This window comes from Dyella thailandensis, from assembly GCF_050749815.1.
Lineage (GTDB): Bacteria > Pseudomonadota > Gammaproteobacteria > Xanthomonadales > Rhodanobacteraceae > Dyella_A.
In genome coordinates this window covers 681,437-707,344 of sequence record NZ_CP192735.1, presented here as the reverse complement: position 1 = coordinate 707,344, position 25,908 = coordinate 681,437, and the positions used below count along the sequence as shown (strand labels likewise).

General features: G+C 63.0%; 29 protein-coding genes. 19 read left to right on the top strand and 10 right to left on the bottom strand.

Features of this window, described 5'->3' with window-relative positions:
- Nucleotides 1-112 precede the first annotated feature (112 nt).
- Entirely contained in the window at nt 113-616 is a 504-nt protein-coding gene (locus ACQVBX_RS03125) for a hypothetical protein (RefSeq protein WP_431636450.1), read from the bottom strand.
- Nucleotides 617-902: 286 nt separating this feature from the next.
- Here ACQVBX_RS03125 and ACQVBX_RS03120 point away from each other — a divergent pair, with 286 nt between their 5' ends.
- The 3 genes from ACQVBX_RS03120 to ACQVBX_RS03110 all read left to right on the top strand — a co-directional run bounded on the left by ACQVBX_RS03120 (nt 903) and on the right by ACQVBX_RS03110 (nt 3,694).
- Nucleotides 903-2,594, top strand: coding sequence for a TPR end-of-group domain-containing protein (locus ACQVBX_RS03120; RefSeq protein WP_431636449.1), 1,692 nt, complete (start codon nt 903-905; stop codon nt 2,592-2,594).
- A gap of 109 nt (nt 2,595-2,703) precedes the next feature.
- The gene (locus tag ACQVBX_RS03115; protein WP_431636448.1) at nt 2,704-3,333 is read left to right on the top strand and encodes an SRPBCC family protein; all 630 of its coding nucleotides are present in this window, start codon (nt 2,704-2,706) and stop codon (nt 3,331-3,333) included.
- A 37-nt stretch (nt 3,334-3,370) separates the two neighbouring features.
- On the top strand, nt 3,371-3,694 hold the full coding sequence (locus tag ACQVBX_RS03110) for an ArsR/SmtB family transcription factor (protein WP_431636447.1): 324 nt from the start codon (nt 3,371-3,373) through the stop codon (nt 3,692-3,694).
- 25 nt (nt 3,695-3,719) lie between these two features.
- On the opposite strand, the gene ACQVBX_RS03105 is transcribed toward ACQVBX_RS03110, so the two are convergent.
- Entirely contained in the window at nt 3,720-4,223 is a 504-nt protein-coding gene (locus ACQVBX_RS03105; protein ID WP_431636446.1) for a lipocalin-like domain-containing protein, read from the bottom strand.
- Nucleotides 4,224-4,381: 158 nt separating this feature from the next.
- On the opposite strand from ACQVBX_RS03105, the gene ACQVBX_RS03100 reads away from it, so the two are divergent.
- Both ACQVBX_RS03100 and ACQVBX_RS03095 read left to right on the top strand, forming a co-directional pair.
- Complete coding sequence (locus tag ACQVBX_RS03100; protein ID WP_431636445.1) at nt 4,382-5,278, top strand: LysR substrate-binding domain-containing protein; 897 nt, start codon at nt 4,382-4,384, stop codon at nt 5,276-5,278.
- Nucleotides 5,279-5,401: 123 nt separating this feature from the next.
- The gene (locus ACQVBX_RS03095; RefSeq protein ID WP_431636444.1) at nt 5,402-6,205 is read left to right on the top strand and encodes a hypothetical protein; all 804 of its coding nucleotides are present in this window, start codon (nt 5,402-5,404) and stop codon (nt 6,203-6,205) included.
- A gap of 130 nt (nt 6,206-6,335) precedes the next feature.
- Here the strand turns inward: ACQVBX_RS03095 and ACQVBX_RS03090 are convergent, their stop codons facing one another.
- Nucleotides 6,336-6,518 (bottom strand): YgaP family membrane protein, encoded by a 183-nt coding sequence (locus tag ACQVBX_RS03090; RefSeq protein ID WP_431636443.1) that lies wholly within the window; start codon nt 6,516-6,518, stop codon nt 6,336-6,338.
- Between the two features lie 16 nt (nt 6,519-6,534).
- Here ACQVBX_RS03090 and ACQVBX_RS03085 point away from each other — a divergent pair, with 16 nt between their 5' ends.
- Nucleotides 6,535-7,185, top strand: coding sequence for a DUF3761 domain-containing protein (locus ACQVBX_RS03085; RefSeq protein WP_431636442.1), 651 nt, complete (start codon nt 6,535-6,537; stop codon nt 7,183-7,185).
- A 64-nt stretch (nt 7,186-7,249) separates the two neighbouring features.
- Here ACQVBX_RS03085 and ACQVBX_RS03080 read toward each other — a convergent pair whose 3' ends face one another.
- Nucleotides 7,250-8,137, bottom strand: coding sequence for an AraC family transcriptional regulator (locus ACQVBX_RS03080; protein WP_431636441.1), 888 nt, complete (start codon nt 8,135-8,137; stop codon nt 7,250-7,252).
- Nucleotides 8,138-8,442: 305 nt separating this feature from the next.
- On the opposite strand from ACQVBX_RS03080, the gene ACQVBX_RS03075 reads away from it, so the two are divergent.
- Complete coding sequence (locus ACQVBX_RS03075; RefSeq protein WP_431636440.1) at nt 8,443-8,952, top strand: DUF1801 domain-containing protein; 510 nt, start codon at nt 8,443-8,445, stop codon at nt 8,950-8,952.
- 99 nt (nt 8,953-9,051) lie between these two features.
- Here ACQVBX_RS03075 and ACQVBX_RS03070 read toward each other — a convergent pair whose 3' ends face one another.
- Nucleotides 9,052-9,831 (bottom strand): hypothetical protein, encoded by a 780-nt coding sequence (locus tag ACQVBX_RS03070; protein WP_431636439.1) that lies wholly within the window; start codon nt 9,829-9,831, stop codon nt 9,052-9,054.
- Nucleotides 9,832-10,092: 261 nt separating this feature from the next.
- On the opposite strand from ACQVBX_RS03070, the gene ACQVBX_RS03065 reads away from it, so the two are divergent.
- The 8 genes from ACQVBX_RS03065 to ACQVBX_RS03030 all read left to right on the top strand — a co-directional run bounded on the left by ACQVBX_RS03065 (nt 10,093) and on the right by ACQVBX_RS03030 (nt 17,154).
- A complete protein-coding gene (locus ACQVBX_RS03065; protein WP_431636438.1) occupies nt 10,093-10,566 on the top strand; it encodes a GNAT family N-acetyltransferase in 474 nt (157 codons plus the stop codon).
- Nucleotides 10,567-10,799: 233 nt separating this feature from the next.
- Nucleotides 10,800-11,303 carry a lysozyme inhibitor LprI family protein gene (locus ACQVBX_RS03060; RefSeq protein ID WP_431636437.1) on the top strand — a complete coding sequence of 168 codons (504 nt, stop codon included), beginning with the start codon at nt 10,800-10,802 and terminating at the stop codon, nt 11,301-11,303.
- 40 nt (nt 11,304-11,343) lie between these two features.
- On the top strand, nt 11,344-12,348 hold the full coding sequence (locus tag ACQVBX_RS03055) for an N-acetylmuramoyl-L-alanine amidase (protein ID WP_431636436.1): 1,005 nt from the start codon (nt 11,344-11,346) through the stop codon (nt 12,346-12,348).
- On the top strand, nt 12,302-12,730 hold the full coding sequence (locus tag ACQVBX_RS03050; RefSeq protein ID WP_431636435.1) for a hypothetical protein: 429 nt from the start codon (nt 12,302-12,304) through the stop codon (nt 12,728-12,730). The genes ACQVBX_RS03055 and ACQVBX_RS03050 overlap by 47 nt, the downstream gene beginning before the upstream one ends.
- A 236-nt stretch (nt 12,731-12,966) precedes the next feature.
- On the top strand, nt 12,967-14,730 hold the full coding sequence (locus tag ACQVBX_RS03045; RefSeq protein ID WP_431636434.1) for an aspartyl protease family protein: 1,764 nt from the start codon (nt 12,967-12,969) through the stop codon (nt 14,728-14,730).
- Between the two features lie 273 nt (nt 14,731-15,003).
- Nucleotides 15,004-15,294 carry a hypothetical protein gene (locus ACQVBX_RS03040; protein ID WP_431636433.1) on the top strand — a complete coding sequence of 97 codons (291 nt, stop codon included), beginning with the start codon at nt 15,004-15,006 and terminating at the stop codon, nt 15,292-15,294.
- 246 nt (nt 15,295-15,540) lie between these two features.
- Nucleotides 15,541-16,326 carry a DUF4019 domain-containing protein gene (locus tag ACQVBX_RS03035; RefSeq protein WP_431636432.1) on the top strand — a complete coding sequence of 262 codons (786 nt, stop codon included), beginning with the start codon at nt 15,541-15,543 and terminating at the stop codon, nt 16,324-16,326.
- A 192-nt stretch (nt 16,327-16,518) separates the two neighbouring features.
- Nucleotides 16,519-17,154 (top strand): hypothetical protein, encoded by a 636-nt coding sequence (locus tag ACQVBX_RS03030; protein ID WP_431636431.1) that lies wholly within the window; start codon nt 16,519-16,521, stop codon nt 17,152-17,154.
- Nucleotides 17,155-17,235: 81 nt separating this feature from the next.
- On the opposite strand, the gene ACQVBX_RS03025 is transcribed toward ACQVBX_RS03030, so the two are convergent.
- From ACQVBX_RS03025 to ACQVBX_RS03005, 5 genes are all read right to left on the bottom strand, one after another.
- The gene (locus tag ACQVBX_RS03025) at nt 17,236-17,673 is read right to left on the bottom strand and encodes a hypothetical protein (protein ID WP_431636430.1); all 438 of its coding nucleotides are present in this window, start codon (nt 17,671-17,673) and stop codon (nt 17,236-17,238) included.
- A 108-nt stretch (nt 17,674-17,781) separates the two neighbouring features.
- Complete coding sequence (locus ACQVBX_RS03020; protein ID WP_431636429.1) at nt 17,782-18,603, bottom strand: hypothetical protein; 822 nt, start codon at nt 18,601-18,603, stop codon at nt 17,782-17,784.
- 325 nt (nt 18,604-18,928) lie between these two features.
- Nucleotides 18,929-19,624, bottom strand: a complete 696-nt coding sequence (locus tag ACQVBX_RS03015; RefSeq protein WP_431636428.1) for an XAC0095 family protein — start codon at nt 19,622-19,624, stop codon at nt 18,929-18,931.
- A gap of 422 nt (nt 19,625-20,046) precedes the next feature.
- On the bottom strand, nt 20,047-20,748 hold the full coding sequence (locus tag ACQVBX_RS03010) for an adenylate/guanylate cyclase domain-containing protein (protein WP_431636427.1): 702 nt from the start codon (nt 20,746-20,748) through the stop codon (nt 20,047-20,049).
- A 9-nt stretch (nt 20,749-20,757) separates the two neighbouring features.
- The gene (locus ACQVBX_RS03005; RefSeq protein WP_431636426.1) at nt 20,758-21,819 is read right to left on the bottom strand and encodes a TIR domain-containing protein; all 1,062 of its coding nucleotides are present in this window, start codon (nt 21,817-21,819) and stop codon (nt 20,758-20,760) included.
- 238 nt (nt 21,820-22,057) lie between these two features.
- On the opposite strand from ACQVBX_RS03005, the gene ACQVBX_RS03000 reads away from it, so the two are divergent.
- The 4 genes from ACQVBX_RS03000 to ACQVBX_RS02985 all read left to right on the top strand — a co-directional run bounded on the left by ACQVBX_RS03000 (nt 22,058) and on the right by ACQVBX_RS02985 (nt 25,704).
- Nucleotides 22,058-22,603: a lysozyme inhibitor LprI family protein gene (locus ACQVBX_RS03000; protein ID WP_431636425.1), complete on the top strand. Its 546-nt coding sequence runs from the start codon at nt 22,058-22,060 to the stop codon at nt 22,601-22,603.
- A 133-nt stretch (nt 22,604-22,736) separates the two neighbouring features.
- The gene (locus ACQVBX_RS02995; RefSeq protein WP_431636424.1) at nt 22,737-23,408 is read left to right on the top strand and encodes a hypothetical protein; all 672 of its coding nucleotides are present in this window, start codon (nt 22,737-22,739) and stop codon (nt 23,406-23,408) included.
- A 151-nt stretch (nt 23,409-23,559) separates the two neighbouring features.
- Nucleotides 23,560-24,435 carry a DUF4189 domain-containing protein gene (locus ACQVBX_RS02990; RefSeq protein WP_431636423.1) on the top strand — a complete coding sequence of 292 codons (876 nt, stop codon included), beginning with the start codon at nt 23,560-23,562 and terminating at the stop codon, nt 24,433-24,435.
- A gap of 12 nt (nt 24,436-24,447) precedes the next feature.
- A complete protein-coding gene (locus ACQVBX_RS02985; RefSeq protein WP_431636422.1) occupies nt 24,448-25,704 on the top strand; it encodes an XVIPCD domain-containing protein in 1,257 nt (418 codons plus the stop codon).
- Nucleotides 25,705-25,908 lie beyond the last annotated feature (204 nt).

The following is a 25,908-nucleotide window of genomic DNA, read 5'->3' as shown; positions in this document are numbered from 1 at the left end:
GCCGCCCGCTCCACACACATCGCGGCTCTATCGCCCGGCTCGGCCCATCGACGGGGGCAGGCTCGCAACCAGGGATCGAACCCGCCCCACCGCGCCGCTCGCTCGGTCCTGCTTAGTCGGGCAACGCCACCTGCGCGACCTGCAGATATGCGCTGTCGATCGACGCCTGGCTTTCGCCGTTGCTGCTACCGGACATCGGCAGCGGGGCCAATTGGCAGCGTGGGCCGCCGGACGGCATCACCCGCTTGCAGTACACATTGACGATGGCGACCGTTTCGCGCGAGCCGTCGATCAGCCAGATCTGCCGCGCAGTACCGGGGCCCGAGAAATTGTCGATGGCCACGGAGACATGCGCCGGTACCGCCAAACCGCTCCGGCGCAGGGCATCGGATTGCTCGGCATCGCGCTGGGCTTGCAGGTACTGCCGGTGGGTGTTGCCGACCAGGGCATGCAAGGCATAGCCCGCGGGCAAGTCGGCCACGTAGGTTTCGTAGGAGGGCACGGCGTTGACCGTGATGTCGCGCATCGTGGTGGTCTGCGCCTGGTCCTGCGCCGTGCTGACACCGCCGACGCAGAGAAGACCGAGCGCGATTGAGGCATGAATCAGATGTTTCATGGGGAGCCTCCAGACGGACGCCAGTGTCCGTGGAATCAGTCTGTGCCGGCTCCCCGCCTCGTGCTTGAGGAAGTTCGGAGGAATCCTTTCGGAATCCCTGAGGATTTCCGCCGGGCGGCTCCACACGCCCGCCAGCCGCCCGCTAAGCGTGAATCCGAAACGTCCTCTTCATCGCAAGCTAACGCGCGCCGGGACACGCCCCCGGATATCCCCCACAAGCTCAATTGACCCCCACCAGACCCTGTGATATTCGCTCGGCGTGGCCACTGAAACGAACCCGGCGAGGGTGGACTACGCGTTCGGCGACATCCGCGTCGAACCGGCGGCACACCGCGTGTCGCGCGATGGCCACGAACTGGAACTGGAGCCGAAGGCCTACTCCGTGTTGCTGCAGTTCGTGACCCATCCGGGCGAACTGATCCAGCACGACGACCTGCTCGAACGCGTGTGGGGCCACAAGTACGTCACGCCGGCCTCGCTGAGCCGGGTGATCTCGCAACTGCGCCAGAAGCTCGGCGACGAAGCGGCCGAGCCGCGCTACATCCAGACGGTGCACGGCGTGGGCTATCGCCTGATCGCCAGCGTCACGGCCAAGGCCCCAGGCAAGGTCGCGATGGCCGACGCCGACCTGCCCCGCCCAGCCGGCAGCGCAGGCCGCGATCACGACCGCCGCAGTTCGGACCACGATCACGACCGCCGCGGCATCGCCGTGCTGCCGTTCGTCAACATGAGCGGCGATCTGGAGAACGAGTACTTCAGCGACGGCATCGCCGAGGAGATCCTCAGCCTGCTGACCAAGCTGCCGCAGCTGAAAGTGTCGTCGCGAACCTCCTCGTTCTTCTTCAAGGGCAAGGAAGTGGACCTGCAGACGCTTGCGGCCAAGCTGGATGTGGGCACGGTGCTCGAAGGCAGCGTGCGCCGGGCCGGCAACCGCGTGCGTATCACCGCGCAGTTGATCGACGTGGCCTCCGATTCGAACCTGTGGGCCGAAACCTACGACCGCGAACTGCGCGACGTCTTCGCCATCCAGGACGACATCGCCCAGAGCATCGTCGATGCGCTGAAGGTAACCCTGTCGCCGAAGGAGCGCCGCGCGATCCAGTACGTCGCCACCGCCAACGTGCAGGCCTACGACGACTACCTGCGTGGGCGCAAATACTTCTATGCATGGAACCGGCGCGATTCGCTGCGCGCGATCGACATGTACAAGCGCGCCATCGCGCGCGACCCCAAGTACGCCGCAGCCTGGGCCGGACTGTCGGATGCGTACGTCATGCGGCATCGCTTCCTGGATGCGAACCCCGAGCACGTTGCCCATGCCATGGATGCCAGCGAGCGCGCCCTGCAGATGGATCCGGACTCGGCCGAAGCACACGCCTCGCGCGGCCTGGCGCTGTACGTCAGCAAGCGCTTCAAGCAGGCCGAGCGGCAGTTCGAGACCGCCATGATGCTCAACCCCAACCTGCTCGAGGCCTATTTCCTGTACGGCATGATCTGCAGCTCGCAGGGCAACTTCGAGAAAGCCGCGTGGCTCTACCTGCGCGCCGCCGAAGTCAGCCCCGCCGACTACCTGCCGCTGGTCTACCTGAGCCAGGCGTACAGCGAGATGGGCCGCAAGGATGACGAGCGCAAGGCGCGCCGCCGCGCGATCGAGCTGATCGAACGCGCGCTGGGCATCAATCCCGACGACGCCCGCGCCCGCTACATGGGCGCCGCGAACTTCGCGGCCATCGGCGAGAAGGACAAGGCGATCGAGTGGGCGAACCTCGCGCTGCGTTCGAGCGAAGACGAGCCAATGGTGTACTACAACGCCGCCTGCACCTTCGCCGTGCTGGAGGAACACGAACGCGCCATCGACCTGCTCGAACGCGCGGTGCAACTGGGCTGGGGCGACCGCGCCTGGATGGCCAACGACAGCGACCTTGCCTCGCTGCGCAGCCATCCCCGCTTCCAGGCGCTGCTGACCAGCCTCAACTGACGCGTGCTGCGGCGCGCGGCCTGAACGCTCCCTGCCCCTTGCCACAGATTCATGGATTGGCTTATATAAGGCATAACTTATATTTAAGCCAACCCCCGGAGGAGCCACGATGAATGATCCCACCCACCACCTCGGCGCTGTGACGCGTACCGTCTCCAAGTTCAAGCGCGATGGCAAAGAGATCCACGCCGTTATCGCAAGCCGCACCTACGACACCACCATCGACGATCTGTGGGATGCACTGACCACTGCCGAGCGCATCCCGCGCTGGCTTATGCCGGTGGAAGGCGAGCTCAAGCTCGGCGGCCGCTATCAGCTCAAGGGCAATGCCGGCGGCGAGATCACCCAGTGCGAGCCACCGCGCCACCTGGCCGTCACCTGGGAATTTCGCGGCAACGTGAGTTGGGTGGACGTCACGCTGGAACCCAGCGGCCAGGGCACAACGCTACTCACCCTCGAGCACACCGCCGAAGTCCCGCCGCAGTTCTGGGAGCAATTCGGGCCGGGCGCTACGGGGGTCGGCTGGGACCTCAGCCTGCTCGGTCTCGGCATGCACGTCGAGGACGGGGTGCGGAACGCGCCGGAAGAAAGTGCATCGTGGGTCGCTTCCCAAGGCGGCAAGGACTACATGCGCGCGAGCAGTGACGCATGGTGCGAAGCGGCCATCCGCGATGGCGAAGACCCCGGCTGGGCCCGGGAAGCGGCCGAGCGCACTCGCAGGTTCTACATGGGAGAATGAGGGCTGGTTCGACGCGGCTTCACAGGGAGCCAGACACTTGCACGCATTCGATGTCCTGGGCGATCCGGTGAGGCGCCGCATCCTCGATCTTCTGGCCGATCACGAGCACGCCTCCGGCGAAGTGGTCGAGGTGATCCAGCGGGAGTTCGGCATCACGCAGGCTGCGGTCTCCCTGCATCTGCGCGTGCTACGTGAGAACGGCTTCGCCACCGTGCATCCGCAAGGCGCGCGCCGGATCTATCACCTCGACCCGGCCCCCTTGCGCGAGATCGACGGCTGGCTCGAGCGATTCCGCGGCCACTGGCGCCACAAGCTCGACGCGCTCGCCACGGAAGTGGCGCGTGGAAAGAAGAAGCGCTGATCACGATCTGCTGAGCGGCACTTGCCTAGCGCACCGCGCTACCGTCAACCCGGCGCCACACCGAGAGCGGCACATCGCCATTGGGACGCGGCGGCACCCGATAGCTGAGCTCTTCGCCATGCAGCTCGAAGCTGCGGCGCTGTTGCTGTCCCTCCCAGTTCGGGAAGGAGGCGCCATCGATGTGGAACACGAGCAGGTGCGTCGCGGCGTCGAGTTCGAGCGTGCCGTAGTGCGTGCTCGAGCCCATCACCGCGGATTGGTATTCGGCGGGGCTGCCGTGGGCCTTGTCGCCGGATGCGAAATGCGCGCGCTCGGCGCGGAAGATCTGCAACGCGTAGTGGCCTTGTCCGTCGATCATCAACAGACCTTTGGGGGCCGCGCCGTAGTCGCTGCTGCGCGAGCCGTCTGGATGCAGCACGTCGGCCGCCTCCAGCGTCCAGGTGCCGGCCAGCGGGAAACGGGCCGGCGCGCCGCGGGCGAGCGCACCGGTTGTCGAGGCGAGGCCCGCAACCAGGCACGCGGTGGCCATCAGGCGGCGCCGTGTGGGGGATCTGCGCATGGGCGTTTTCCTTCGGGTAGTGGAGTCCGCGGCATCGAACCGGAGCCCGATGCGCCATGCATGCTAGGGCCGCAAGCACTTCAATAAAATGGAATAATTCGCCGCCTATCCATTAGAAATACTTCACGATGCAGCAACCCAACCTGGACATGGATGCGCTACGCACCCTGGCCGCGATTCTTCGCCTGGGCAGTCTGGCGCGCGCCGCGGAGCGGGTCGGCCGCTCGCAGTCGGCGGTGAGCCAGCAGATGCGCAAACTGGAGGCGCAACTGGGGCAGCCGCTGTTTCGCAAGCAGGGGCGCAGGGTGGTGTTGACCGAAGCGGGCGACCGCGTGCATGCGTATGCGCTGCGCATCCTGGCGCTCAACGACGAGGCCGTGCACACCGTACAAGGCGCATCGATCGGCGGCACGGTGCGTTTCGGCCTGCCGGGAGACTTCGCCGAATCCTGGTTGCCGGCGGCACTGGGGCAATTCAAGCAAGCGCACCCAGCCGTGCGGGTGGACGTGGAGGTCGATCGCAACGGCGCCCTGCTGGAACGGCTGGATCGCGGCGAGCTCGATCTGGTGCTGGCGATGGGCCACGCGCAGCGCGCCGATGCCGAACGGCTCGCCACCCTGCCAATGACCTGGGTGGGTGCGCAAGACGCCGCCAAGCGCTTGCACTCCAGCGACGTGATCGACCTGGCGCTCTATCGCCCTCCCTGCTTCTTTCGCCAGGCCGGCACCGAAGCACTGGACAAGGCCGGCCTGGCCTGGCGCCCGGCCTTCATCACCAGCAGCCTGCAAAGTCTGTGGGCAGGCGTGGCCGCGGGGCTCGGCATCACGTTACGCACGAGTGCGGGTATCCCGCCCGGGCTCACCCGCCTGGATGGCCGCCACGGGCTGCCGCCCTTGCCACGCGTCGATGTCTGCCTGCATGGCGACAGCGACTCGGCATCACCCGCGCTGAAGCAGCTGCGCCGCACCGTGACGGAGCACGCTTTGGCGGAGCTCTCAGGGAAGAACGGGAAGCCGCTCAGCTAGCGGTCGCGGCGCAAGGACACACAGCCCGTCCTCCCCAATACGTATCGCGCCACTGTCGATCTGCGCCCCCCTCCCTCGTCGTCTCCATGAAAAAGCACTACCCCTTCGCCAGGAGAGACCACGATGATCAAGGCAACGCTGAAGACGTCCGAGTCGCGCGGTAAACCGCTTGTCGCCACGGCGATGGGGCATTTGGGCAGGCGTTCCGCCCGGCTGGCCGCCTGTGTCGCGCTGGCGATGCTTGCTGCCACCGCTGCCGCCGCGGCGCCGGCCAAACCCTATGACCGCATGGCGCCCGTCGATGCGTACCTCATGGATCGCGCCCAGGAAATCGCACTGGCCAGGAGTGCGGCGCCGGCATCCATCTCCAAGGATGCCACCGTGCTGGTCATGACCCGCACCGGCTACGAAACCGCCGTCACCGGCAGCAATGGGTTCGTCTGCTGGGTGGCCCGCGGCTTCGCCGGTGCGACGGACTGGCCCGAGCGCTGGAACCCCAAGATCCGCGCCGCCGGCTGCGACAACCCGCAGGCCGCGCGCACCGTCACCGAAATCGCCAAGCTGCGCACCGCGATGACCCTCACCGGCCACTCCGACGCCGAAGTCGCTTCGCGTATCCAGGCAGCCCTGCGCAGCAAGAAGATTCCTCCGCTGGCACCGGGCGCCATGTGCTACATGATGTCCAAGTCGTCCTACCTGTCCGACGAGGGCGACCACGACATGGCCCACGTCATGTTCTACGTTCCGTTCAAGGACGGCGCCGACTGGGGCGCCAACGCCACCGGCTCGCCGGTGTTCGGTGGCAACTATTGGTTCTACTCGCCCGATCACCAGGCCGAAGCCGCTGCCCTGCCCCCGCTGTCAGTGCTGCTGGTGGGCGTCGGCAACTGGTCCGATGGCACGCCGACGGCGATGCCGGGGATGTAGTGATCGCAGCGCGCGCCTGAGCCCGAGGTCGAACCACAGGGCGGAGTCGGCTCCTCAACGAGCAGACTCCGCACCTCGTTCCCGGGCACCCCGGAGCAGAGCTGGAGGAATCCGCTCGCCCGGAGTGAGCTCAGCGCCTGCAGGTATTCATGCCGATCAGCGCGTACAGCGGGCAGAAGTTGAACAACCCCGTAGCCAGCGGCACCACGCCGATCCACGCCCACACCGGCCCGCCGGTGGCCGCCCACACGAGCAGCACCGCGCCCACGGCGATACGTAGCCACTTGTCCAAGCTCCCAACGTTGGCTTTCATGCGCATGCCCTCTTGAATGCCTGGGCAGCATGGCAGTTCATGGCCGCGCCACATTGACCCCGGTCAACAAGGAGCATTGAGAGGCGATGCCCAGGGCTGTTGGGGCATCCATCCTTTGAGTAGCGACACCGGGTGGAAAAAGTCGACCCTGACCGCTGATCGCCCATCATGCTCGCGCCAGTCGCGAACTGGCTCCCGATCTGCCGTCCCTTGCTCCAGCCAACCGGGTGGAACAACCTTGCCCGGCCACCGGGGAGGCACTTCGATGAGAAGAACAGCGAGAGGCCTGCTGATAGCGCTCATCTCTGCGCTCTTCGCGGCAGGCATATCGCTGCCGAAGACAGCGTCTTCAGCGACACACCAGGCGGTGGTCTATCGCTGCGCCAAACCATCGGGCCAAGTCGAGTACACATGGGTGCCGAAAGTGGGCTGCACCGTCGTTGCGGTCACTCAACAAACTGCGATAGGTGAACCCGGCCGCACCCCCGGGCAGCCGCGCAATAGGAGCGACCGGAGCAACCCCGTTCCAAGGCTCATAACGCCGACTCAGGTCGGTGCGGACGTGCCGGCAGGAGCTTCGGCGCAATGCCGGGACGGCACGTACAGCTTCAGCCGTTCGCGTCGGGGAACCTGTTCGCATCATGGCGGTGTCGCGCGATGGCTTTAACCGCCGTCCATCACGGGCTCGCGGCAATGCACCGACTTCCGCGAAGAGCCCCCCCCGCGACGCGCTATTTCAGCGGCAGGAACAGCTCCACAAAGACTTCAGGCGTCGACGCATCCGGCGCGAAGGAGAGCCTCCGCTGGCAATAGATCGGAAAGTCGCGCACTTCCTCACCGCTGTCCGGAAGCCAGTCGCGGTAGAGGTACAGCGCGGCGGGCTCCAGATCGTTGGTGTTGCCGGGATAGCGCAGCACCGCGCAGCGTCCGCCGGGGATCACGCCGGCCCGCATGCCCTGATCGTTCGTCTCGACCGGCTGATCGGTTCCTACGCACAGATCCATGCTGTAGTCGGCCGGATTGGCGGGACACCGCTCGGATCGAAACACCATCAAGCTGGGTCGCCCGGTTTCGGGCGACAGACCCTTGACCTTGCACCAGGCCTTGAATCGCTCGATCGTCGTGCCAAGCATTGCCCGATCGCCTCGATGCTCGATCATCGCCACCGGCATCGGGGGCACATCACGGATCGTCACGTCGTCGCGGGTAAAGATAATCTGCATGAGCTTGTTCCTCGCGTTGTCCAGAGGCCCGAAGGCGGAAATCCACGGCGCCCAGTCAGGCGATTTCCGGAACGACGAAGGCGATTGCCCAAACCGCTGGCGAAAAGCACGAGCGAAGGCATCGGGTGCCTCGTAGCCAGCATCCATCGCAATGTCGGTGACACTCTCCGAGTCGTTCCAGGCCAGCCGGCGCGACGCACGCTTCATGCGGGCCAGCTGGACATAGCGATGCAGGGACAGCCCGAAGGTCGCCACAAACTGTCGATGGAAATGGAACTTCGAGAAGGCGGCGACACGGCTGGCCGCTTCCAGGTCCAGATCATCGTCGAGGTGGCTATCTATGTAGTCCAACACGCGCTGCATCCGCGCGTGATAGTGGCGAACCGTTGCTTTCATCGACCGCTTCTCCGTGGAGCCATCATGTTGCCGACGGAGATGAACCGGCGCTCGACCGATCTTGCGGGACTGGCAGGCTAACGAACCGGCAAATCTCGGCCGGGCGGCCTTGGTTCGCACGAAGCCGTCCTATGCGGCCGTGCACCAACGCGCGGAAAGCCGAACCTGAGCCCTGCTTCCAGCTAGACGACGGCCGAATTTAATTGGCCACGTCCCTTCATTGCGTCCCCTCTGATTCGTCCCGCGTCGATCAGGCGGGTGCTCGATCGTCGCCCAGAGAAGCCCAAAGCCATCCGGAGTCCACCATGGTGACCCGCAAGACCGAAAAACCGAAGCCGCCGTCCACGGCGCCAGTGCACGAGCCCAACGCGAAGCGCGCCCCCGCCGGCATGGCCCTGCCCGAGGCCATGAATGGCAAAGCCAGTCAGGCCAAGGCCGCGGTCGGCGACAAGCCGGTGTTCGCCTACATCGCCAGCCTGCCGCAACCGCAGCGCGGCATCGCCGAACGCATCGACCACTTGGCCGCCGAGGCCTTGCCCGGCCTGGAGCGCAGTGTGAAGTGGGGCATGGCGTACTACGGCGTGGGCGACGGCTGGTGCTTCAGCTGCGGCGCATTCGCCGGCCACGTCAAACTGATGTTCATCAACGGCGCGACGCTCGACCCGGTGCCGCCGGTGACGCCTGTCGCCATGGGCAAGGCGACGCGGGGCGTGGAGCTGGCCTCGCTGGACGACATCGACGAAGACCAAGTCGTGGAATGGATGCGGCAGATCAGCGCGAAGCCGGGTGTGGGGAAGCGGCCGGCAAAGAAGTGAAGATGACGCGATCGGCCATGCCATCAATACAAGAGCAGAGGGGGGCACGTGGCTTATCAAGCCAGGCAGATGCCCCCCCCTGCCGGGAGACAACCGAATTTATTTAGCCACGCCCCCACTATTTTCAGACGCCGCTCGAGAATGCTTTGGCGATTGGGGCCATTCGCCGGTGACCTTGCCGTTGGCATCCAGGAAGCGGATGGTCGGGGTGCCATCCGCACCGACTTCAGCAACCAGACGCGGACGACCCTGCGCGTCCTTCAGCTCCATCGACGAGGAATCGTCGTCGTTGCGACCGATCCACGCACGCGGCACGTGCATGCGTCCGTGCGCCGCCATGTAATCCATCGCGCGCTTGTTCTGCGCCTCGGGTGAATCGTCCGCATGCGCCTGCATCTGTTTGACCAGGTCCAGCAGGGGCCAGTCCGGCTCGTCCTTGATCAGCAGGCCGCTCTTGCGCTTGTCGCCGTCCTGCATGGCGTTGAGCGCCATCATCTCGTCCTGCCCGTACTGGTCGAAGCTGAGGTGGCCGTAGCGCGAGACGGTGCCGTCTTTCTCACGCTTGCCGCCAAAGGTGAGGCCGCCGCTCTCCGAGCCCTCGGCGTCGTAGAAGATGATGCCGGCGCTGTCGCCGGCGGCGCGGCTTGGGTGCGGGTATTCCTTGCCCTTTTCGATGATGCCCGGCTGATGCGCGTGGTTGGCAATGATCATCCGCAGGGTGCCATCCGGCTCAACCACACGAATGCGTTGCACGTCGATACTGTCGAAACGCGCGTCTCCCGGCACACGGGCGAACCCACTGAGCAGGGCGACAACTACCGCCAGGGTCAGCACGCCGGAATACACGGGCAGGAACTTCGGATGCGAGAACAATCGCATGGTGTAGCCTCCGCGTTGGTGATTGCATGGTAGGCAGAGGTCCGGGCTCACGCGCACCCCCAGAGGTCATGCGTGGGTATGCACGAATTCTTGATCAAACGCTTTGAGGCAGCACGCTGCTCACGACATCGACGCTCTGCCCGCCTCCGATCCACGCCATCGCGGAAGCACGATGAGGCTTGCCCGCGTCAGCGCACTTCCCACGACGGCAAGCCACGCGCCAAGCCCGGTGGCATGCGAACAGAACCCGAGGTCCGCCTCATGACGTCAACTCCGGTGGAGTACCGGCCCTTCGGCAAGGGTAGCGATGGCGCACTTGAGGAGCTCCTTGCCGTCAGTACGGCGGAAGGGTTCCAGTTTGTAGAGCGGCTCGTAACGGAGTTGGCGAACTATCCATCGCAGTACGAAGGACAGGGAGCGGCCCTGCTGGGCGGCTACGCGCTCGGGCAGCTTGTCGCCATAGGAGGCTTTTCAGCGGATCCGTACACCACGGAGCAAGGGCTCGGACGACTCCGGCGCGTGTACGTGCTTCCCGCGTGGCGAGGCATGGGTGTGGGTCGTCGTCTCATAAGAACACTCGAAGCGCAGGCCGCGGAAACGTACCGCGCGCTGGTGCTACGAACCGATACAGCGGCTGCAGCGCGCTTCTACGAAGCGCTTGGTTATGCGCCGCTCCCGGCGGGAGGCGCAGCGACGCATCGTCGGAGTCTTGTGGACGGTGCCTCGGTGCTTTGAGCGATGCCGCCTGACAGGCGACATTGAGCTCCGGCCTCCCGTCTCGTAAACATCGCTGCTTGGGCCGTCAGCCGATCTGGCGTTGCGCCTCCTGCTCCACGCACCGCCTCGCTGCCCTGGTCATCTGCGCCATTCCCTTACGCCAATCCCCGAGCTCGCTCACGTTCCGGCCAAAGAGCCGATGATAGGCTCTCGCGTCCCGACACCTGGGATCGCATGTTCAAGGAGGAACCATGCAGCCGAGCGCCCTGCGCAACTCCCCGTTGAATCCGATCTGCGTCGCCCCTCTCCTCGGGCGATTTGCGGGTCAATGGCTCGCCGGCATAGCCATCGCTGCGATGGTCTTCCCAGCGCACGGGCAAGACGCTGCCCCCAAAGAATCACCACTCCGCCCTTCCTATCACGCATGCGTCTCGGCCTCTCAAGGCGTGACCGCGGCGCTGAATGACTGCATCGGCGCCGAGCTCGCGTTCCAGGACAAGCGGCTCAACGGCGCGTACCAGCAACTCCGCATTTCGCTGCCCAAGGACGGCCGCCTTGCACTGCGCAGCGAAGAGCGGGCCTGGATCGCCCACCGCGACAGGCGTTGCGCACCGGATCCAGAGGGCGGTACCGCCGCCATGCTGGATGCCAATCAGTGCCGCTTAGACGAAACAGCCGCACGCGCGGCGGTGCTGGAAGAGCGAACGCTACTACCGCGCCAACCACACGCAAGCCCTGCCCGTGCCCGGACCTAAGGGCACCTAATTCACCACGAGATGAGTCAAGGAGGATTCCATGAGCGAACTCAACAACGAAGCGGGAGGAGCGATGGCAACGCCAGACGATCGCATCCCCAGCGATCCATCCCATCCAGACCACCCGCTATACGATCAGTTGCTGCAGAAGGTGCAAGCCTTGCGGCATTGGCAGGGCGACCAGAACGCGAACGTGGCCGCGGCGCTGTATGCGCGAATCAAGTCCGACCCGCGCTTCCCTGATGAGGTAAGCCGCGTCGTACTCGGCGACCAGAGTGCCCAGTTGCCGTCCATCTTTGCGGTGTACGACTCGCCTTACGGCGCGATGCCCATGCGAGCCAACGTACCGACTGCCGCGGCGCAGACGCCGCTCGCGGACAGCCTGCGCCCGTTCGCGCTGCCGCCGTCGCAGGTGGATAAAGAGGGAATGCTTACCGAGCCGGTCATTCACAATAAGCGCGTGACCTCGCTGGAGCACGGCAAGCTGACCTCGCCCGAAGCGATCGTCATGCATCGCACCGAGTCATCGACAGCCAGGAGCACGCTTGATGGCTACAACGCGGGAAGGCATCCGAACGGCGCGCATTTCCTGATCGACAAAGACGGCACGATCTACCAGACCGCGAGCCTCAACTACCAGACTTGGCACGTTGGCAAGATCCGTTCGCGTGGCGCCGAGGAAGGCACGCTGGCCGAGGCGGACAAGCCATGGCACGAGAAGACCGGCTTCAGCCCGAAGGCGATCAATACACACGAAAACGCGAACCCTTACCCGATCCGGTATCCAAACAACAGCGACAGCGTCGGCATCGAGGTGGTTGGCGCGTACCACGAACAGACCAAAACTTGGGACGCCCCCACCCCCGAGCAGACCGCTTCGGTCAAGAAGCTGGTAGGCATCCTGCAGCACGAATACGGACTCGACGACCATGACATCTATAAGCACGACACCATCTCGTACAAAACGCAGGGCGAAGGTGACGGCCTGTACCTGCCTGATGCCGCTGCTGGTCGCGTGCAGCAACCCACAGGCCCGACCCGCTAGCGCGGGCGACCATAACGAAGCGGCCGCAGCAGACGTCGTTGTCGAAAGCGTCGGCGCACCGGTCTACACCCCATTGCCTGGAAAGAAGGGCGATCCGGCGATGGCCGCTTCCTGCCGGGCATGGGTGCTGGATCGGGACCAAGTGGCAAGCTTCTTCGCTGCCAGCCAGGAGTATCCCGACGGCTTCGGGGATGCGTTCTACTCGCTGCCGTGCACGATCAGCGGCGAACTGCGGGCGCAAGGCAGGCTCTGGACCTACGAGATCAACGCCGCCGCGACCGCTACCTGGACAAGCGGCGAGACCGTGCGCAGGTTCGGCTGTGCTAAGGCGACCTGCGAACCATTGGTGCTGCTGATGCCTGATGACAACAGCGGTAAATGAAGCCAGTAGACGGGAGCGTGACTGACACCCGCTCCCGTCCAAGATCCGGGCCCGACCGTCACCGAATCCAACGAACCGCACCCCCTGCCATCCCGAAGGGCTTCCTTGGCCCATACAGCCCAATCGTTTTCTTGAGTCGCCCCACGACTTTCGCGATGATCCGGCGGGCGCCCGTACCCACCGGCGCTCGATCGCGAGGCCCACATTGCGCGGCCTCGGCATGCAAGGGGGCAACAATGAAAGGGATTTTGCGTCTGGGCTGCCTGGGCTTCTTTGCACTGCTGGCGTCAGCGTCGTGGGCTGACGGCTGCAAGTTGGGGGACTACGGCACGCTTCCGGTGGAAATGCTCGATGGTCGCGCCACGACCATGGTGAAGATCAACGGCAGCGATACGCGTTTTGTCCTCGATACCGGGGCCAGCTTCAACTTCATGTCGCGCGCCAATGCCTTGTCGCTGGGGCTCAGGCTGCAGCCTGCACCGTTCGGGTATCGCATGAGCGGCGTGGGGGGCTCGGTGGGCGTGGATTTCACCCGGGTCATGTCGTTCGGAGTCCTTGATGCCACCATCAAGCGCGTGGCCTTCCTCGTCGGAGGTACGGACATGGGCTATGGCCTGCTCGGCGCCAATCTGCTCGATGTCGCCGACCTGGAGGCCGATCTCGCGCACGGGAAGATGACCCTCTTCAAACCGGATCACTGCAAGAACGCAGCGCTGGCGTACTGGACCAAAGACGGCCGTTACGAGGTCGCCGATATCGACTCGCCCGCCGACGAGCAGGACCGACGCACCTTTGTCAAAGTAACCATCAATGGCAAACCGCTGCGCGCCCTGCTCGATTCAGGAGCCTACGCCACCACGCTCAGCCATCGCGCCGCCGAACGCGTCGGCATTGACCTCAAGCAAGCCGAAGCCAGGAAAGACGACACCATCGGTGTGGGCGGCAAGTCGGTCAAAACCTGGATTGTGCCGATCGACTCCTACTCCATCGGAACGGAGACCATCCAGCACAGCAAGATGCTCGTTCTGGATGAAGACATGGGCGACACCGACGTATTGCTCGGCGTGGATTTCTTCCTCGCCCATCACATGTACATCGCCAACAGCCAGAAAAAGGTCTATTTCACCTACAACGGCGGGCGCGTGTTTTCCTTTGCCGATGCACCGGGCGACGAAGCCAAGCCTGCCGACGCCAGTGCTTCTGGCGCCGGCAGCGCGGCGCTTGCGACCGCACCGGAGTACGCCCGGCGCGGCGTGGCGAACCTGTCGCGCGGCATGCCGAAGGCGGCCATCGCCGATCTGACCCAGGCGATCGGCCTGGCCCCCGACCAAGCCGCCTACTATGCGGACCGCGCGCGCGCATACGTGGCGGACAAGCAGCCCGATGCGGCGCTCACCGATCTGGACAAGTCCCTCAGCCTGGATCCGAAGAACGTCGATGCCCTGCTGCTGCGGGCAATCGTTCGACTGGCGCACGAGGACCGCGTCGGGGCGACGGCCGACGTGACGGCAGCAAGTGCCTTGGCAGCGGCGGGCTCCGCACAGGCGCGCTCCCTTGCCGACCTGTATATCGATCTGGATCAACCCACGGCGGCGCTGCCCCTCCTGGACGACTGGATTCGTATGCACAGGGATGATGCGTTGCTGGGTGCTGCGCTCAACGCGCGCTGCTGGGCGCGCGGCCTAAGCAACCAGATGCTCGACGACGCACTGAAGGATTGCCGCAAGGCGATCCGACGCGACGGCGACCAACCGGCCTACCTCGACAGCCTCGGCCTGGTGCAACTACGCCTTGGACACGATGCCGAAGCGATCAAGGCCTACGAGCAGGCCTTCGCACAAAAGCCGAAGTCTGCGTGGTCGCGCTATGGGCTGGGCCTGGCAAAAATCCACAGTGGCCAGACGGACGCCGGCCGTGCCGATCTGGCGGCGGCCCGCGCGATTGACCCGGCGATCGCGACACGGGCGGCCAGGTATGGATTGAAGGCAGCCGCGCCATAGGTCGACAAGGCGGCCAAGGCACGAGGTGGTGGACGCCAGTCAACATCGTTGGCCGACCACACCGGCGTTGCGCCGAGCGCCATCAAATGGGGACATAGCCAACTGAGCGGGGCTGAATGCCACTTGGCCGACGCCTACCGGAATCAGTTGGCCGCTCCCTTTCTTACCGGCCATACCGCCCACTGTTTTAGTGATCCTCGTCCCAAAAAGCGCCAGGGCGTGTGCAGCACCCTTGACTGGCTCCAATGAAGGAGCTCTCGAGGAGAATGCAAGATGGATTTTCGTATCAACCTAGCTGGTCTGGCCGTAGTTGCACTGGCCTCCTTCGGACTGTCGACGACCGCCCGCGCACTACCCAACTGCAACACCTGCGTGCCGGCCTATCAGGCGTGCGTGACATCGGGCGCGACGGATTGCGACACACGCTATGCGGTGTGTCTGCGCTACTGCCCGGCGTTCGTTTCCGCCATCCCCTTCGGCAAGCCGACAACGCTTCCAGCGGAAAACCCCTTCCAGGGCAAGCAGGAAGGGACGCGACTCATCGCGGCCGTCTCGCCGCGCTGAATCTACCGTTGAACTGAAGAAAAGCCCCGCATCGCGGGGCTTTTCTTTCTCTGGCCGGTCGAACGCGCTAACCGCCGCCGAAGAGCCATGCGGAGCAAACAAACAAGACTGCCGTCGCACCGACGATGCGCTTTGCGGCACCAGGAAAAGAAAGTAGCCCCCTGATTTGGCTGCTCGTACAACGCAGCCACTCCGAGGTGCTAGCCTGCGCCAGCTCACATCGACTCATGCCCGAAAGGATCTCGCATGCTTGTCCGTCTCTGCCTCGGTGTGCTGGTCGCCCTGCCCACATTTGCGCTTGCCAGTCCCCGGCAAGCCGTCCAGGTGCGACAGCCTTCCCCAGGCCATTACGAGTTCACGGCTACGTTCGATGGCACCACAGATGTGGCGACGGCCCAAAGGCTCCTGGCACCAGAGGCAGCTAAACGCTGCGGCGATCAGCCTTACTCGCTGGGCCACTACACGTTTTCGTCTTCTGCACCCGTGCGCGCGGAAGACGGCGGAGCAAAGCCACGGGTGACCATCACCCAGCAAGTGATCTGCGGCGCGCCTGGATCAAACCTACCGAATCCGACGCTGCAGAACGCCAACTGGCACCCCACTCCGGCTGACCAGGAGACCATTCGACAGCGCACTCTCGCCTACCTGGAAGCCAAGGATCGAGGTGATTTCAAGAGCGCGCTCGCGATGGTGGCAGAGCCGACGCGAGGCATGATGGCCCACTCTCAATGGCAGGATTCGAGGCGCAAGTTCAACGCAGCCGCGGGTCCCGTCCGCCACCGGCAGATCATCACAGTCAGTTGGTATGACCATCCGTCCGGAGCCCCACCGGGCTGGTATGCAACCGCTGACTACACCGCCACCTATGCAAGCGCCGCGTTCTACTGCGGCTACCTGGCTTGGATGCGCCAGCCGGACGGCAGCTTCACGATGATCCGCGAGGACGAAGGAAAACTGACTCCGTCCGAAGCGGCCACCATTCCCCCGGACCGCATGGCCAGCGTGCGAGCGCAGTTGGGCTGCAAGCCATAGCCGTACCGCGGCATAAAAGGCGCCTTCAAAAGGGACGTGGCTAATTGAGGCGGGAATGTGCCCCCTGCTAGACAACGACCGGATTTAATTCGCCCCCTTTCTTCCATCTCCAGATGTCTAGCCCGATATTGAATTTCAGCGCTTCCGCGAGTTTCGGTATGGTGGCGGCCGGCCCCAAGGAGCAGCGCTGGCATGGATTCCCAACCACTCACCTTCAGCAGCCTGGACGCGCGCATCGAGTCACTGCCCGAGCATCCGGCTAGCGCACGTCCCGATGGTCGCGTCGGCTGGGCCAGCGCTATTGCCATAGCCGCGGCGGTGTCGGCGCTGCTGCTACTCAAAATGTTTCCCGGCAATCCGACCGCGGTGGTGATCGCCTTGGTGCTGATGGCGGTGGAGATGGGCGCCTTCGCGGTGGCAATGACTGCCACGTTGCCCACCATGCACCCTGCCCGCGAGCGGCGGGAATATGCCGAGGTGCTCGATCACGACCTCCCGCACTACCAGGCCATGGTAGCGTGGATCGGGCAGTATCCGCGCGAGCAGCGGCAGGCGATGGCAGCGTTTGCTAGTCATCGCCTCGAACGATTCCGCAGCAAGCTCCCGCTGTTGACCGGCAGCATGGAGAGCCTCGGCGTGCTGCCCCTGCTCGGCGCCCTCTTTCTGCAGTTCAAGGACATGCACTGGCCGCCACATCCGAGCTGGCCGGAAGTGCTGTTGATCAGCGGCCTCATGCTCTTCTATTGGCTGAGCTTGTTGCAGATAAGCGTGCGATGGCGCCTGGAGCTGTACGACGCGCTGCTGAAGAAATCGTTGGCAGGCCCCTGAGCGGCGAATCGCCGCCCTGCTCCGCTCATCGGCTGCCAGAGCATCCGGTGAAAGAGGCCGTTACCAGCCGGCACTGAGCGCTCATGCAGGGCTCGGAGCGCTGCCCCGAACCATCCAGATTCTTTTGCCATCAAATGCGTATTTGACGATGGCCACCAGAAATGGCGCGCCCAACACGATGCCGACGAAGTCCATGAACACGATACGGCTGGTCAGGCTGCCATCCCAGTTGATCTCCAGCGCGAGGGACGCCAGCAAGGCCAGCGCCACGGCGAGCTTGGTCACGTACAGCATGGCGAACCCGATCCAGAACCGCTGGGTGAGCAGAGGCTTGTACCTGAGAAAGCCGTAGAAGCCGCACAGCCCGATCGCATCCATCACCGTGGAAATCCCGCCTATCACGGGGTAGCGGCCAAGCACGATCATCAAGTACCCGCCCGCGAAAAGAGCCAACACGAGATAGGCCGAGTACAGCCACCAAAGCACATGGCGGGATGGGCGGCGAGCTTCGATATCCATGGTTTCCCCTGTGAGTGCCGCTGATCGAGCGGCGCGTCCTTGCCGAGAAAAGGGACGGGGCTAATTAAGCCACGCAGAGGACCATCTCTGCCAGACGACCGACCCGGCTTAATGGGCCGCGTCCCCCGGCATTTCCGCCGACCCAAGCGAATAACGAGCAATCCGCTCTTTCGTGGCCCGTGCTTCTGCCTCAAGCACCCCCCGGAACGGGGCAGTCATCTGAAACAAGATGGCGTCTTCGCTCTGCTGCCTGGCACCGAAGTTCTGCGTGATGTAGATGAGTGACTCCAGCAAGGCATCGAGCCTGCCATCAATCACCGGTTCGTGGTGGGCGATGCGGTTGCGCGCTTCGTAGATCACCTCCAGATGCCGAGCGACATCCACGCGATCAATCGCCTTGTTTGGGAACAGCCGCCGCAGGATTGGCTTCCATAGGGCGGCTTCGTAGTCGACCGAAAACAGACCCTTCCAGAACGACAACGTCAATTGCGCAATGGTCTGACCAACGCTGACCTCGATCCGCGCTTGGCGTGCTCTCACCCGACGGGCACGCGGTAGACCAATCGGCACACCCTGCGGATAGGCCAAAACGTCCAGAGCCTTCTTCTCTGCATTCGTGAGCTTGGCGTAAGCGGCGCGCTGGGCGTGGACAATAGCCTTCCTGATGGTTTCCGCCTCCTTGCCGTGCCAAACCAGATGCGAGCGCGGCGGAGCGGTGAGCCAGTTCGGAACTCCCAGCTTCTCCCGAAGCAATTCACTGATGGCGTTCCGCAGGCCAATCTCGATGAGGGCAATGACCGGCATGATTGCCGCGTTCAGCCTGATGGATTGGTTATGCAGCTCAATCGCGTCCTGTTCCGCGCCAGTGATGGCCAAGAAAGGGGTCAGTCGCTCGGGCGAGAGTAGCCGTACCATGGAGCCATCGTTCATTCTGCTTCCTTGCAAGAAATCCTTACACACGATAGCATCGACCCCGCAACACCCGGATCAGGTGGGCAGCGCGGTTCGCCGTGACGCACCCCGGGTGCTCTCTTAGAAAAGCGCCCCTCGGGGCGCTTTTCGCTTTTGAGGCCGATGCAGGCAAGCAGAGCCTTAAGTTCACACGAAACTGATCTATGCGGCCTTGCACTAACCGCCATCGGCGCCGGTGCCTTATCCAGCCCGAATCGCAGCCGGTGTTCCGCTCGACTAGAAACTGCTGACGAAGCGCGCGCCAGCGAGCGCAACGGGCTCGCTGGCGCGCGTGGCTGAGCCGCTAGTGGTAAGCGGGCAGCTGCCGCACGATGTGAGGCACGCCGTCCATGGGCAAACATGCTGGCAAGGCGAGGTACGTGGCTTCCTCCTCACGCACCCCGGGTCGCACCACGAGCGGCGGCTCCAGCCGCTGCGGGCCATCGATCTCACGGAGGATCTCCCGCAGATCGGCCACGTCGCGGTAGATGGCGTCGCCCATCACCGTGAGCGTGGCTTCCGAAAGCTCGGCGTGATCGCTGCAGACCACCACATTGCCATAGGCATGGAGGCTGCCGAGCAGCAGGTTCATGTCGTCGATCTGGCTGAGGGTGACGCCAGCGACATAGCGGATGGATGCCTCGTTTGACGCCGGCTCGGCGACGTACGGCTCCTCGGCATCCGTGTCTGCGGCCTCTGCTTCTGCATCTGTCTCCGCATCGGCAGCCGCCTTGGGTGCCTCCGCCGTTTCGCCACGCTCCCCCGGCCAGGAGAGTTCATCCAGCACCAACCCTATCTGCTCTTCGATCAACTCAAAGCAGATCGCCACCTCGCCCGGGCGAATCTCGTTGTAGCACTCGCTGTCTTCGTCCGGCCGCCGAGGTCGCGCCAGGTTGGTCAGGAAACCTACGTACTCGCGTAGCTGCTTCAGCCGTAGCTGGGTATCTTCCGGCAGGAAATAGCCGGTGACATTCCGATCTTCCGAATCGATGGTCGACATGCTTGCCTCCTCGTTCCATGAAGTACCCGCACGCCAGGATGGCGACGGGAAGTCGGGAGGTTCGAAACCGCACAGAGCCGGCGGGCGTATTCCCCTTTCGGGTGTTGTATTAGCCGCCCTCCCGACGCAGGCATCACGTCGGTTTGTGACTGCAATGGCGCAGGCACAAAAAACCCACCGGTTTGACGGAGGTGGGTACCGCTCTGTGAGGAGTTTCGACGCTCCTTGGGACCGAGTCTGCTACTGGGGTGGACGGGAGTCAAGGCGACCATGCGCCGCGATCAGCACGAGGTAATAGATGAAGCAGGGAAAGGCGAACCTGACCCCTGTTTTGGCTAACTAAGCCAAGCAGATGCCTCCGCCTGAAGACGGCTGGACTTAATTAGCTACGGTCCGTCTAATTCGCCGCACCTTTTCGGACGTTACGCAGGCCTCCATTGCCAATTCGACTTCATAACAACTTCACCCGTTTCGGCCCAAAGATGCTCTTTCCACATCGACCTCTTTGGATCACCACCCGTCTTAGATGACTCATTTAGCGAATTGTAGACTGCAGCGGTGATAAAAGAACCGTAGTCACCGTCGCGCAGCGCGCTAAGCTTGGCCGCAATATTCGCAGCCTTACCAACCCAAATTAAATCATTGAATCCGCGGATACCGGCCTTTGCCACCATCAGCCTCCCGGTATCAATCCCTACTGCTTGGCGTACTTCATAAGAAGTCTTAGGATATCGATCTTTCAACTTCGGGTTTATCAGGTCTTTCATCGCCCAACTGATTTGCAAGGCGGATTTGGCCGCAGACGAATTCTTGGAGCCCCCAAGATAAACAGCCATCACGCGATCACCATCAAAGGCAGTAATTACCCCTCCGTTGTTCCTTATAATATCGCACGCAACGGTCAGATACGCCTTGTAGATTTCCGCAGCGAACCAGTCCTTATAACCTTTCACTAAGCCTGTAGAGTCCGCTAAATCAGCATATAAGACCGTAGCATCGATCTCCACCGCATCATTTCCTAGCCTCACGCTGTCGCTGTCAGGCACAACACGGCCCTCTCGCCTCTGCCAGTCTGTAGCAAAAATCGATACCACTGACGCTTCCATTTCGACGCGACTCTTCATCTTATATACCTATAACGGCCCAATCCTGGAAAAAGCGGAGCGGAGTTCGGTGCAAACGGGCGCAACTCTGACGCGGAGTTCCGTACTATTGTCGGACGAGTAAGTTATCGGGTTCACACCAGATAGGTCACTCGGGATCTTGATATCAGTGCCGCGCGGCTGGACCAACATCACTCTCTCGCGACCTAGTGCTCCGATCAACAGACCTAACTCAAAGATGACGTTGTCTCGTGGAGTGAATGCGCGTGTGCCGCGAACTTCAGACTGGTCGTCCGGTGTCACTATCATTACACCGAAATCAATTTCACCAATCTTGCGATTCAGATCTTCAATTGGGGTATTGGAAGGACGAAAAACGCCATCCGTCCACACTTCGGATACGAATGGATCGTATTGCATCCCCAGTTGAATAGCCTCTGCGATTGGGCGCGACTCAGTCGAACAGCCGATAAAAATGGCCGGCTTTTCTCGAGGCGGGCGGAGTGATCGACTCCGCTCATCAAGCCTTCTTGAAATCTCAATAGCAAGCCTCCGCCATAACTCAGGGTACTGGTCGGCAATTCGCTCAAAAGGCTCTTCAGGGATTCTAGCGATTATGCTGTATTCATTTGCAACTATAGTAGCTGCTCGGCGCGCGGTAGAGTCGACGAGAGCCATTTCGCCGAAGTGGCTTCCTCGCGTTCGTGAAGCAACTTCTCGCCCATTAACCTTTACAGAAAAAGCGCCAGACAAGACTAAAAAAAGATCATTATCTGACGCGCCTTGTTCGATGATCTTCTGACCCGGCTGAAGCTCCTGCAGGGATAAATGATCAATTAGCGCATCGGCAATTTGATCACTTCCTCGCACCAAAGAATTATCAAGAACCTGCCGCCTTAGGTGACGGCGCCCACCGGCGCCTTGGAAACGGACGATTAACCCTCTTCCATTTAGAAGTGAATCAGGAGATGTCGCGACGGGTTCGCACGTCTGCTGAGAATCGACATCGGGCTCGACCGCGGGTACTGGATCGGTAGTTACCAACCGCGAGGCAGAGCCCGAATCTTCCACTTCACCAGTAGGCTCAGTCACTCTCATCATCCTTAGTCACGAACGAAACCGAAACAGGGGTCAGAGTGCACTTTTCAGGCGCTCGCCCCCTTGTGCAATCGTCCATCGCGCCTCGCTGCCCGCCGGCATTAGACACGACTGCCGCTGTCTCGATCATCCGATTCGCCCCTCGCGCCGTTCCCTTACGCCAATCCCCGAGCCCGCTCACGTTCCGGGCCGCCGGCCGATGATAGGCTCCTTCGCCGGGGAAGTCAGGACCATGGCCGAAGGCCACGAGGACAAGGAAATCCATATGAGGTTGCGCTCCACGCTGCGGCTCGCATCGGCGCTCGCCCTGATGGGCACTACCGCCACAGCCGCCATACTCCCGAACTCCCTGCCCCAGCCGCCGGATCGACCGGAAACCACCCACGGCGTCGCGATCAGTTCCAACGCTGAACGACTCTCCCTCATCTCCCTGCGCTACTACGGTGTTCGCCCCGCCTACGACGCCTGCATGGAGCAGAGCCAAGGCACTGCGCCCGCCCAGCAGGACTGCGCGGACGCGGAACTCACCTATCAGGACGACCGCCTCAACCGGGCCTACAAGGCGCTACTCGCGGACTTGGATGACCTGGACAAGCGCGCAGCTATCCAAGCGCAGCGTGTTTGGCTGACCTTCCGCGGCAAAGACTGTGGAGCACGCGCCGGTCGCTTCGGATCGAACGCCGGCCCGGCGACGGAATCGGCTTGCCTCATGGAGAGCACGGCTTACCGTGCACAGCAACTGGAAGACTGGCTCGGCACCCTCGCGAGAGTTGAGTGACTGAACGGTGTGCGCGCGCGAGCATCGGCTTGGCCCCTCGAAGCTAACCGATGACTGATCGCCTCCTCACAAAGAGATGACTGCTCGCCTTTGCCGCGAGCGATTTCAGAAGCCCGTTCCAAAAGGAGCTGCGATGCATTCTGTATCCCCTGAGCGCCGGCCGCTCCCGCGCCACAGCACAAAGGCCATAAGCAAACTGCTTGCTGGCTGCAGCGCGGCGATGGTGGTTCTCGCGTGCACTGCCTCGCCAGCGGAGACCTCGTCCATCGCGGTGCCGCAGGATGTACGGGCGTTGATCGCTCCTACTGACACATTGCTCGCCTACAAGGCAGCCGACCTCTACGGCGACGGCTCCCGGGCCGCAGTGATCGTGGCTCGGCATCAAGCCAACGAGAAGAGCGACTACGACCTCGACAGCAACCCGTGCGACCTGGTGGTGTTGCATCAGGTAAACGGCAAGCTCGTCGAAGCTGACCACAGCACCAAGGTGGTGGACTGTACGTACAACGACGTTGCGCGCCACGCGCCTGCGATGTCTTTGAACGACTACCTCCATGTCGCCCCTAGGAGCATCACGTTCGTGAACCAGCAGAGGTATGGCTGGAGCAGCTTCGAGTTCGCCTGGTCGAAGGGCAAAAGGGCCTGGTACCTGCATCGAGCCACGGCGTCCAACGTCGATAGCGAAAACAATGGCACGCAAACCACCATTTCCTACCCGAAGGATCTCGGATGGACGCCCATATCGTCCATTGATCCGGAAGCCATCGCGGAAGTTCTAGATAGGCGGGGAAAGACAAAACAGTGACGGGCAGCGCAGTGGGTGCCTGATGCCTTTTGCATGGTCCGCGTCAAACCCCTACATAAACTCCTGGCTCCGCTCACGTTTGGTCATTCCGCCTCTTGCTACGCTTCGCGCGATGGACGCAGAGCAGCAGGCTTTAGAAGGAACCTATTCCATGAAGATGTCTCGTCGACTCGGTGGCTTTTTTGTATCGATAGCGCTTTGCGCGCCTGCGTGCGCTGCCGCGTTCCCTCAGGCTCCCGACGAAGTGGCAGCCGCAGCCCCCAACGGCATGACGCTGCTGGTCTTCAAGGCCAGCAGCGCGACAGAGGGGGCAACTGGCGCCGCCGTCTACGAAACCCCTCCTGATGCGAACGACGTCCGCTTCCGAACCCTGACGCTATTCCGCCGTCAATCGGGGCATTTTGTCCCGGAGGCCAGCAGCGACAAGGTCATCGCCTGTTCCAAGTGCAGCCAGTTCCACGACGACCCGTTCGACGGCGACGGCCTCGATGTTTCCGCACACCACGTGCGCATAGAACAAATGGATGGCGGCGAGAAACCCTCGACTACAACGCTCGACCTGGCCTGGAAGAACGGGGCGTGGCATGTGACCAAAGCCACTCGCCTTACCGTCGCCATGGGGCGCTACGCCACGAAGACCGAGCCGTTGCCGTTGCCTAAATCAGGCCTGCTGAAAGATATGGACGCCCAATGGAGCGTCCCGCAGTACCTCAACACCCTCGTGATCGATCCGGCCACGCACAAGTTCATGTTTCTGCATGGTGACCTGACTCAGGAGGACGTACGCAAGCAGATGGCTGACGAGTGTCGGGACGGAGCGTGCCAGATCGCCGTGCAGCAGCAAGATGGCTGCATTGGCTTGGCGCGCGATGCACAACAACGGCTATTCAGCGGCGCCACCACGAATGCCAAGGCCAGCGCGGAAGCCGCTTCAAAAGCGATGCAAGCCTGTCACGCCGCAGGAGGCCAGGCCTGCGAGGTGGTGAGAACGGACTGCAGCGTTGGTGTACTCAGCGGCAATCCATAACAAGGAGGTTTCATGGATACCCTTTCGGACAAGAAGATCACCCGACTCGTCGCAACCCAAGGCACGACCCGGGTCTATGAACTGGAAGACGGCCATTGGCTGACTGCCCATGGCGGCACCGTCGCCTGGCGGAACAACAACCCGGGCAATCTGAAGTTCGAGTTCAAAGGCAGCGCCGACTCAAGCGTGCATTCCCATCGAAGCAAGGAAAAGGCGCTGGAGAGTGCCCAGTCGCATTACGACGGCGTCGTGGATCTCGACCAATGGGGAAATGCTGTCTTCGAAAGCTACGAGGCCGGCCGGTCGGCGCAGAAAAAGCTCCTGCTTGGCGACAACATGGCTGACAAGACTGTCGACGACTTGGTCAAGGCCTATTCCAAGGCGGACTACAGCGGCAAGACGCATTACGCCCATCAAGCGTCTGTCATCTATGCCACCGCCGAAGCCGAGGGGCAGGACCTTCACGGCAAGAAGGTGAAGGACATGACCACTGCCGAGCTTGATGCGCTCGCGGATGGCGTAGCGAAAGCAGAGTCATGGAAGGCGGGCACGACGAAAGTGACCCCTCCGCTGACCGATGCCGAGCTGAAGGAAGCACTCCGGAACCAGAAGCCCGTGGCGGTGCATCTGTATCGCCAAGGCGACCATGGCGAGGCTGTCGGCAGGTTCCAGAAAGAACTCGCTACGCTGGGTTATACGGCTGCGGACGGACAAGCCATCAAGCCAGACCGTGACTTCGGCCACCGGACCAAGGAAGCGGTCATGTCGTTCCAAAAGGCACATGCACTGACTCCAGATGGCGTGATCGGTAAAGACACTGCCACAGCCCTCAAGCAGGCCGCACTGCAAAAGTCCGCCCTCACCGCGCTCACCCTCGACAACTCCCAGCACCCGGGTAACCCGATGTTCCAGCAGGCGCTGGCCGGCGTCGGCCAGCTCGACCAGGCGCAGGGGCGCGCGACGGATTTCCGCAGCTACAACCTCTCCGGCGCCTTGGCGCTGGCGGCGCGCAAGGAGGGGCTGGAGCGGATCGACCAGGTGCTATTGAGCAAGGATGCCTCGCGCGCCATCGCCGTGCAGGGCGACATGCACTCGCCGCTGCGGCGGTTCGCCGATGTGGATGTAGTGAGCGGCATCAGCACGCCACTGGCGCAGAGCAGCACGGACTGGTCGCGGCTCCGGGTACCGGAGAAGCAGAGCGTGCAGGCGCCCACGCCGTTGATGCAATCGGCGGACGTGCAGGTGGCGCAACCATCGATGCAGCGGTGAACGAAAAAGGCCCGGCAATGCCGGGTCTTTTTGTAGGAGCCAATGGGTTTCTCTGCAGCCGTTGAGCGGGGTGAGGTTTTCCGCTTCGATTGCCTCCCCCTCACCCTGCCCTCTCCCCCGCGAGCGGGGGAGAGGGTTCAAGCTCGCTAGGTTCAAGCTCGCTAGGTTCAAGCTCGCTAGGTTCAAGCTCACCAAGGTTCAAGC

Coding starts and splice junctions, on each gene's coding strand:
- ACQVBX_RS03045 (WP_431636434.1), top strand. CDS start 12,967: ATGAAAGGGATTTTGCGTCTGGGCTGCCTGGGCTTCTTTGCACTGCTG.
- ACQVBX_RS03090 (WP_431636443.1), bottom strand. CDS start 6,518: ATGAAAGCCAACGTTGGGAGCTTGGACAAGTGGCTACGTATCGCCGTG.
- ACQVBX_RS03080 (WP_431636441.1), bottom strand. CDS start 8,137: ATGAAAGCAACGGTTCGCCACTATCACGCGCGGATGCAGCGCGTGTTG.
- ACQVBX_RS02990 (WP_431636423.1), top strand. CDS start 23,560: ATGAAGATGTCTCGTCGACTCGGTGGCTTTTTTGTATCGATAGCGCTT.
- ACQVBX_RS03100 (WP_431636445.1), top strand. CDS start 4,382: ATGCAGCAACCCAACCTGGACATGGATGCGCTACGCACCCTGGCCGCG.
- ACQVBX_RS03125 (WP_431636450.1), bottom strand. CDS start 616: ATGAAACATCTGATTCATGCCTCAATCGCGCTCGGTCTTCTCTGCGTC.
- ACQVBX_RS03055 (WP_431636436.1), top strand. CDS start 11,344: ATGAGCGAACTCAACAACGAAGCGGGAGGAGCGATGGCAACGCCAGAC.
- ACQVBX_RS03015 (WP_431636428.1), bottom strand. CDS start 19,624: ATGTCGACCATCGATTCGGAAGATCGGAATGTCACCGGCTATTTCCTG.
- ACQVBX_RS03075 (WP_431636440.1), top strand. CDS start 8,443: ATGGTGACCCGCAAGACCGAAAAACCGAAGCCGCCGTCCACGGCGCCA.
- ACQVBX_RS03085 (WP_431636442.1), top strand. CDS start 6,535: ATGCCTGGGCAGCATGGCAGTTCATGGCCGCGCCACATTGACCCCGGT.
- ACQVBX_RS03020 (WP_431636429.1), bottom strand. CDS start 18,603: ATGAACGATGGCTCCATGGTACGGCTACTCTCGCCCGAGCGACTGACC.
- ACQVBX_RS03065 (WP_431636438.1), top strand. CDS start 10,093: ATGACGTCAACTCCGGTGGAGTACCGGCCCTTCGGCAAGGGTAGCGAT.
- ACQVBX_RS03060 (WP_431636437.1), top strand. CDS start 10,800: ATGCAGCCGAGCGCCCTGCGCAACTCCCCGTTGAATCCGATCTGCGTC.
- ACQVBX_RS03095 (WP_431636444.1), top strand. CDS start 5,402: ATGATCAAGGCAACGCTGAAGACGTCCGAGTCGCGCGGTAAACCGCTT.
- ACQVBX_RS03000 (WP_431636425.1), top strand. CDS start 22,058: ATGGCCGAAGGCCACGAGGACAAGGAAATCCATATGAGGTTGCGCTCC.
- ACQVBX_RS03115 (WP_431636448.1), top strand. CDS start 2,704: ATGAATGATCCCACCCACCACCTCGGCGCTGTGACGCGTACCGTCTCC.
- ACQVBX_RS02985 (WP_431636422.1), top strand. CDS start 24,448: ATGGATACCCTTTCGGACAAGAAGATCACCCGACTCGTCGCAACCCAA.
- ACQVBX_RS03035 (WP_431636432.1), top strand. CDS start 15,541: ATGCTTGTCCGTCTCTGCCTCGGTGTGCTGGTCGCCCTGCCCACATTT.
- ACQVBX_RS02995 (WP_431636424.1), top strand. CDS start 22,737: ATGCATTCTGTATCCCCTGAGCGCCGGCCGCTCCCGCGCCACAGCACA.
- ACQVBX_RS03025 (WP_431636430.1), bottom strand. CDS start 17,673: ATGGATATCGAAGCTCGCCGCCCATCCCGCCATGTGCTTTGGTGGCTG.
- ACQVBX_RS03040 (WP_431636433.1), top strand. CDS start 15,004: ATGGATTTTCGTATCAACCTAGCTGGTCTGGCCGTAGTTGCACTGGCC.
- ACQVBX_RS03030 (WP_431636431.1), top strand. CDS start 16,519: ATGGATTCCCAACCACTCACCTTCAGCAGCCTGGACGCGCGCATCGAG.
- ACQVBX_RS03050 (WP_431636435.1), top strand. CDS start 12,302: ATGCCGCTGCTGGTCGCGTGCAGCAACCCACAGGCCCGACCCGCTAGC.
- ACQVBX_RS03105 (WP_431636446.1), bottom strand. CDS start 4,223: ATGGCCACCGCGTGCCTGGTTGCGGGCCTCGCCTCGACAACCGGTGCG.
- ACQVBX_RS03010 (WP_431636427.1), bottom strand. CDS start 20,748: ATGAAGAGTCGCGTCGAAATGGAAGCGTCAGTGGTATCGATTTTTGCT.
- ACQVBX_RS03070 (WP_431636439.1), bottom strand. CDS start 9,831: ATGCGATTGTTCTCGCATCCGAAGTTCCTGCCCGTGTATTCCGGCGTG.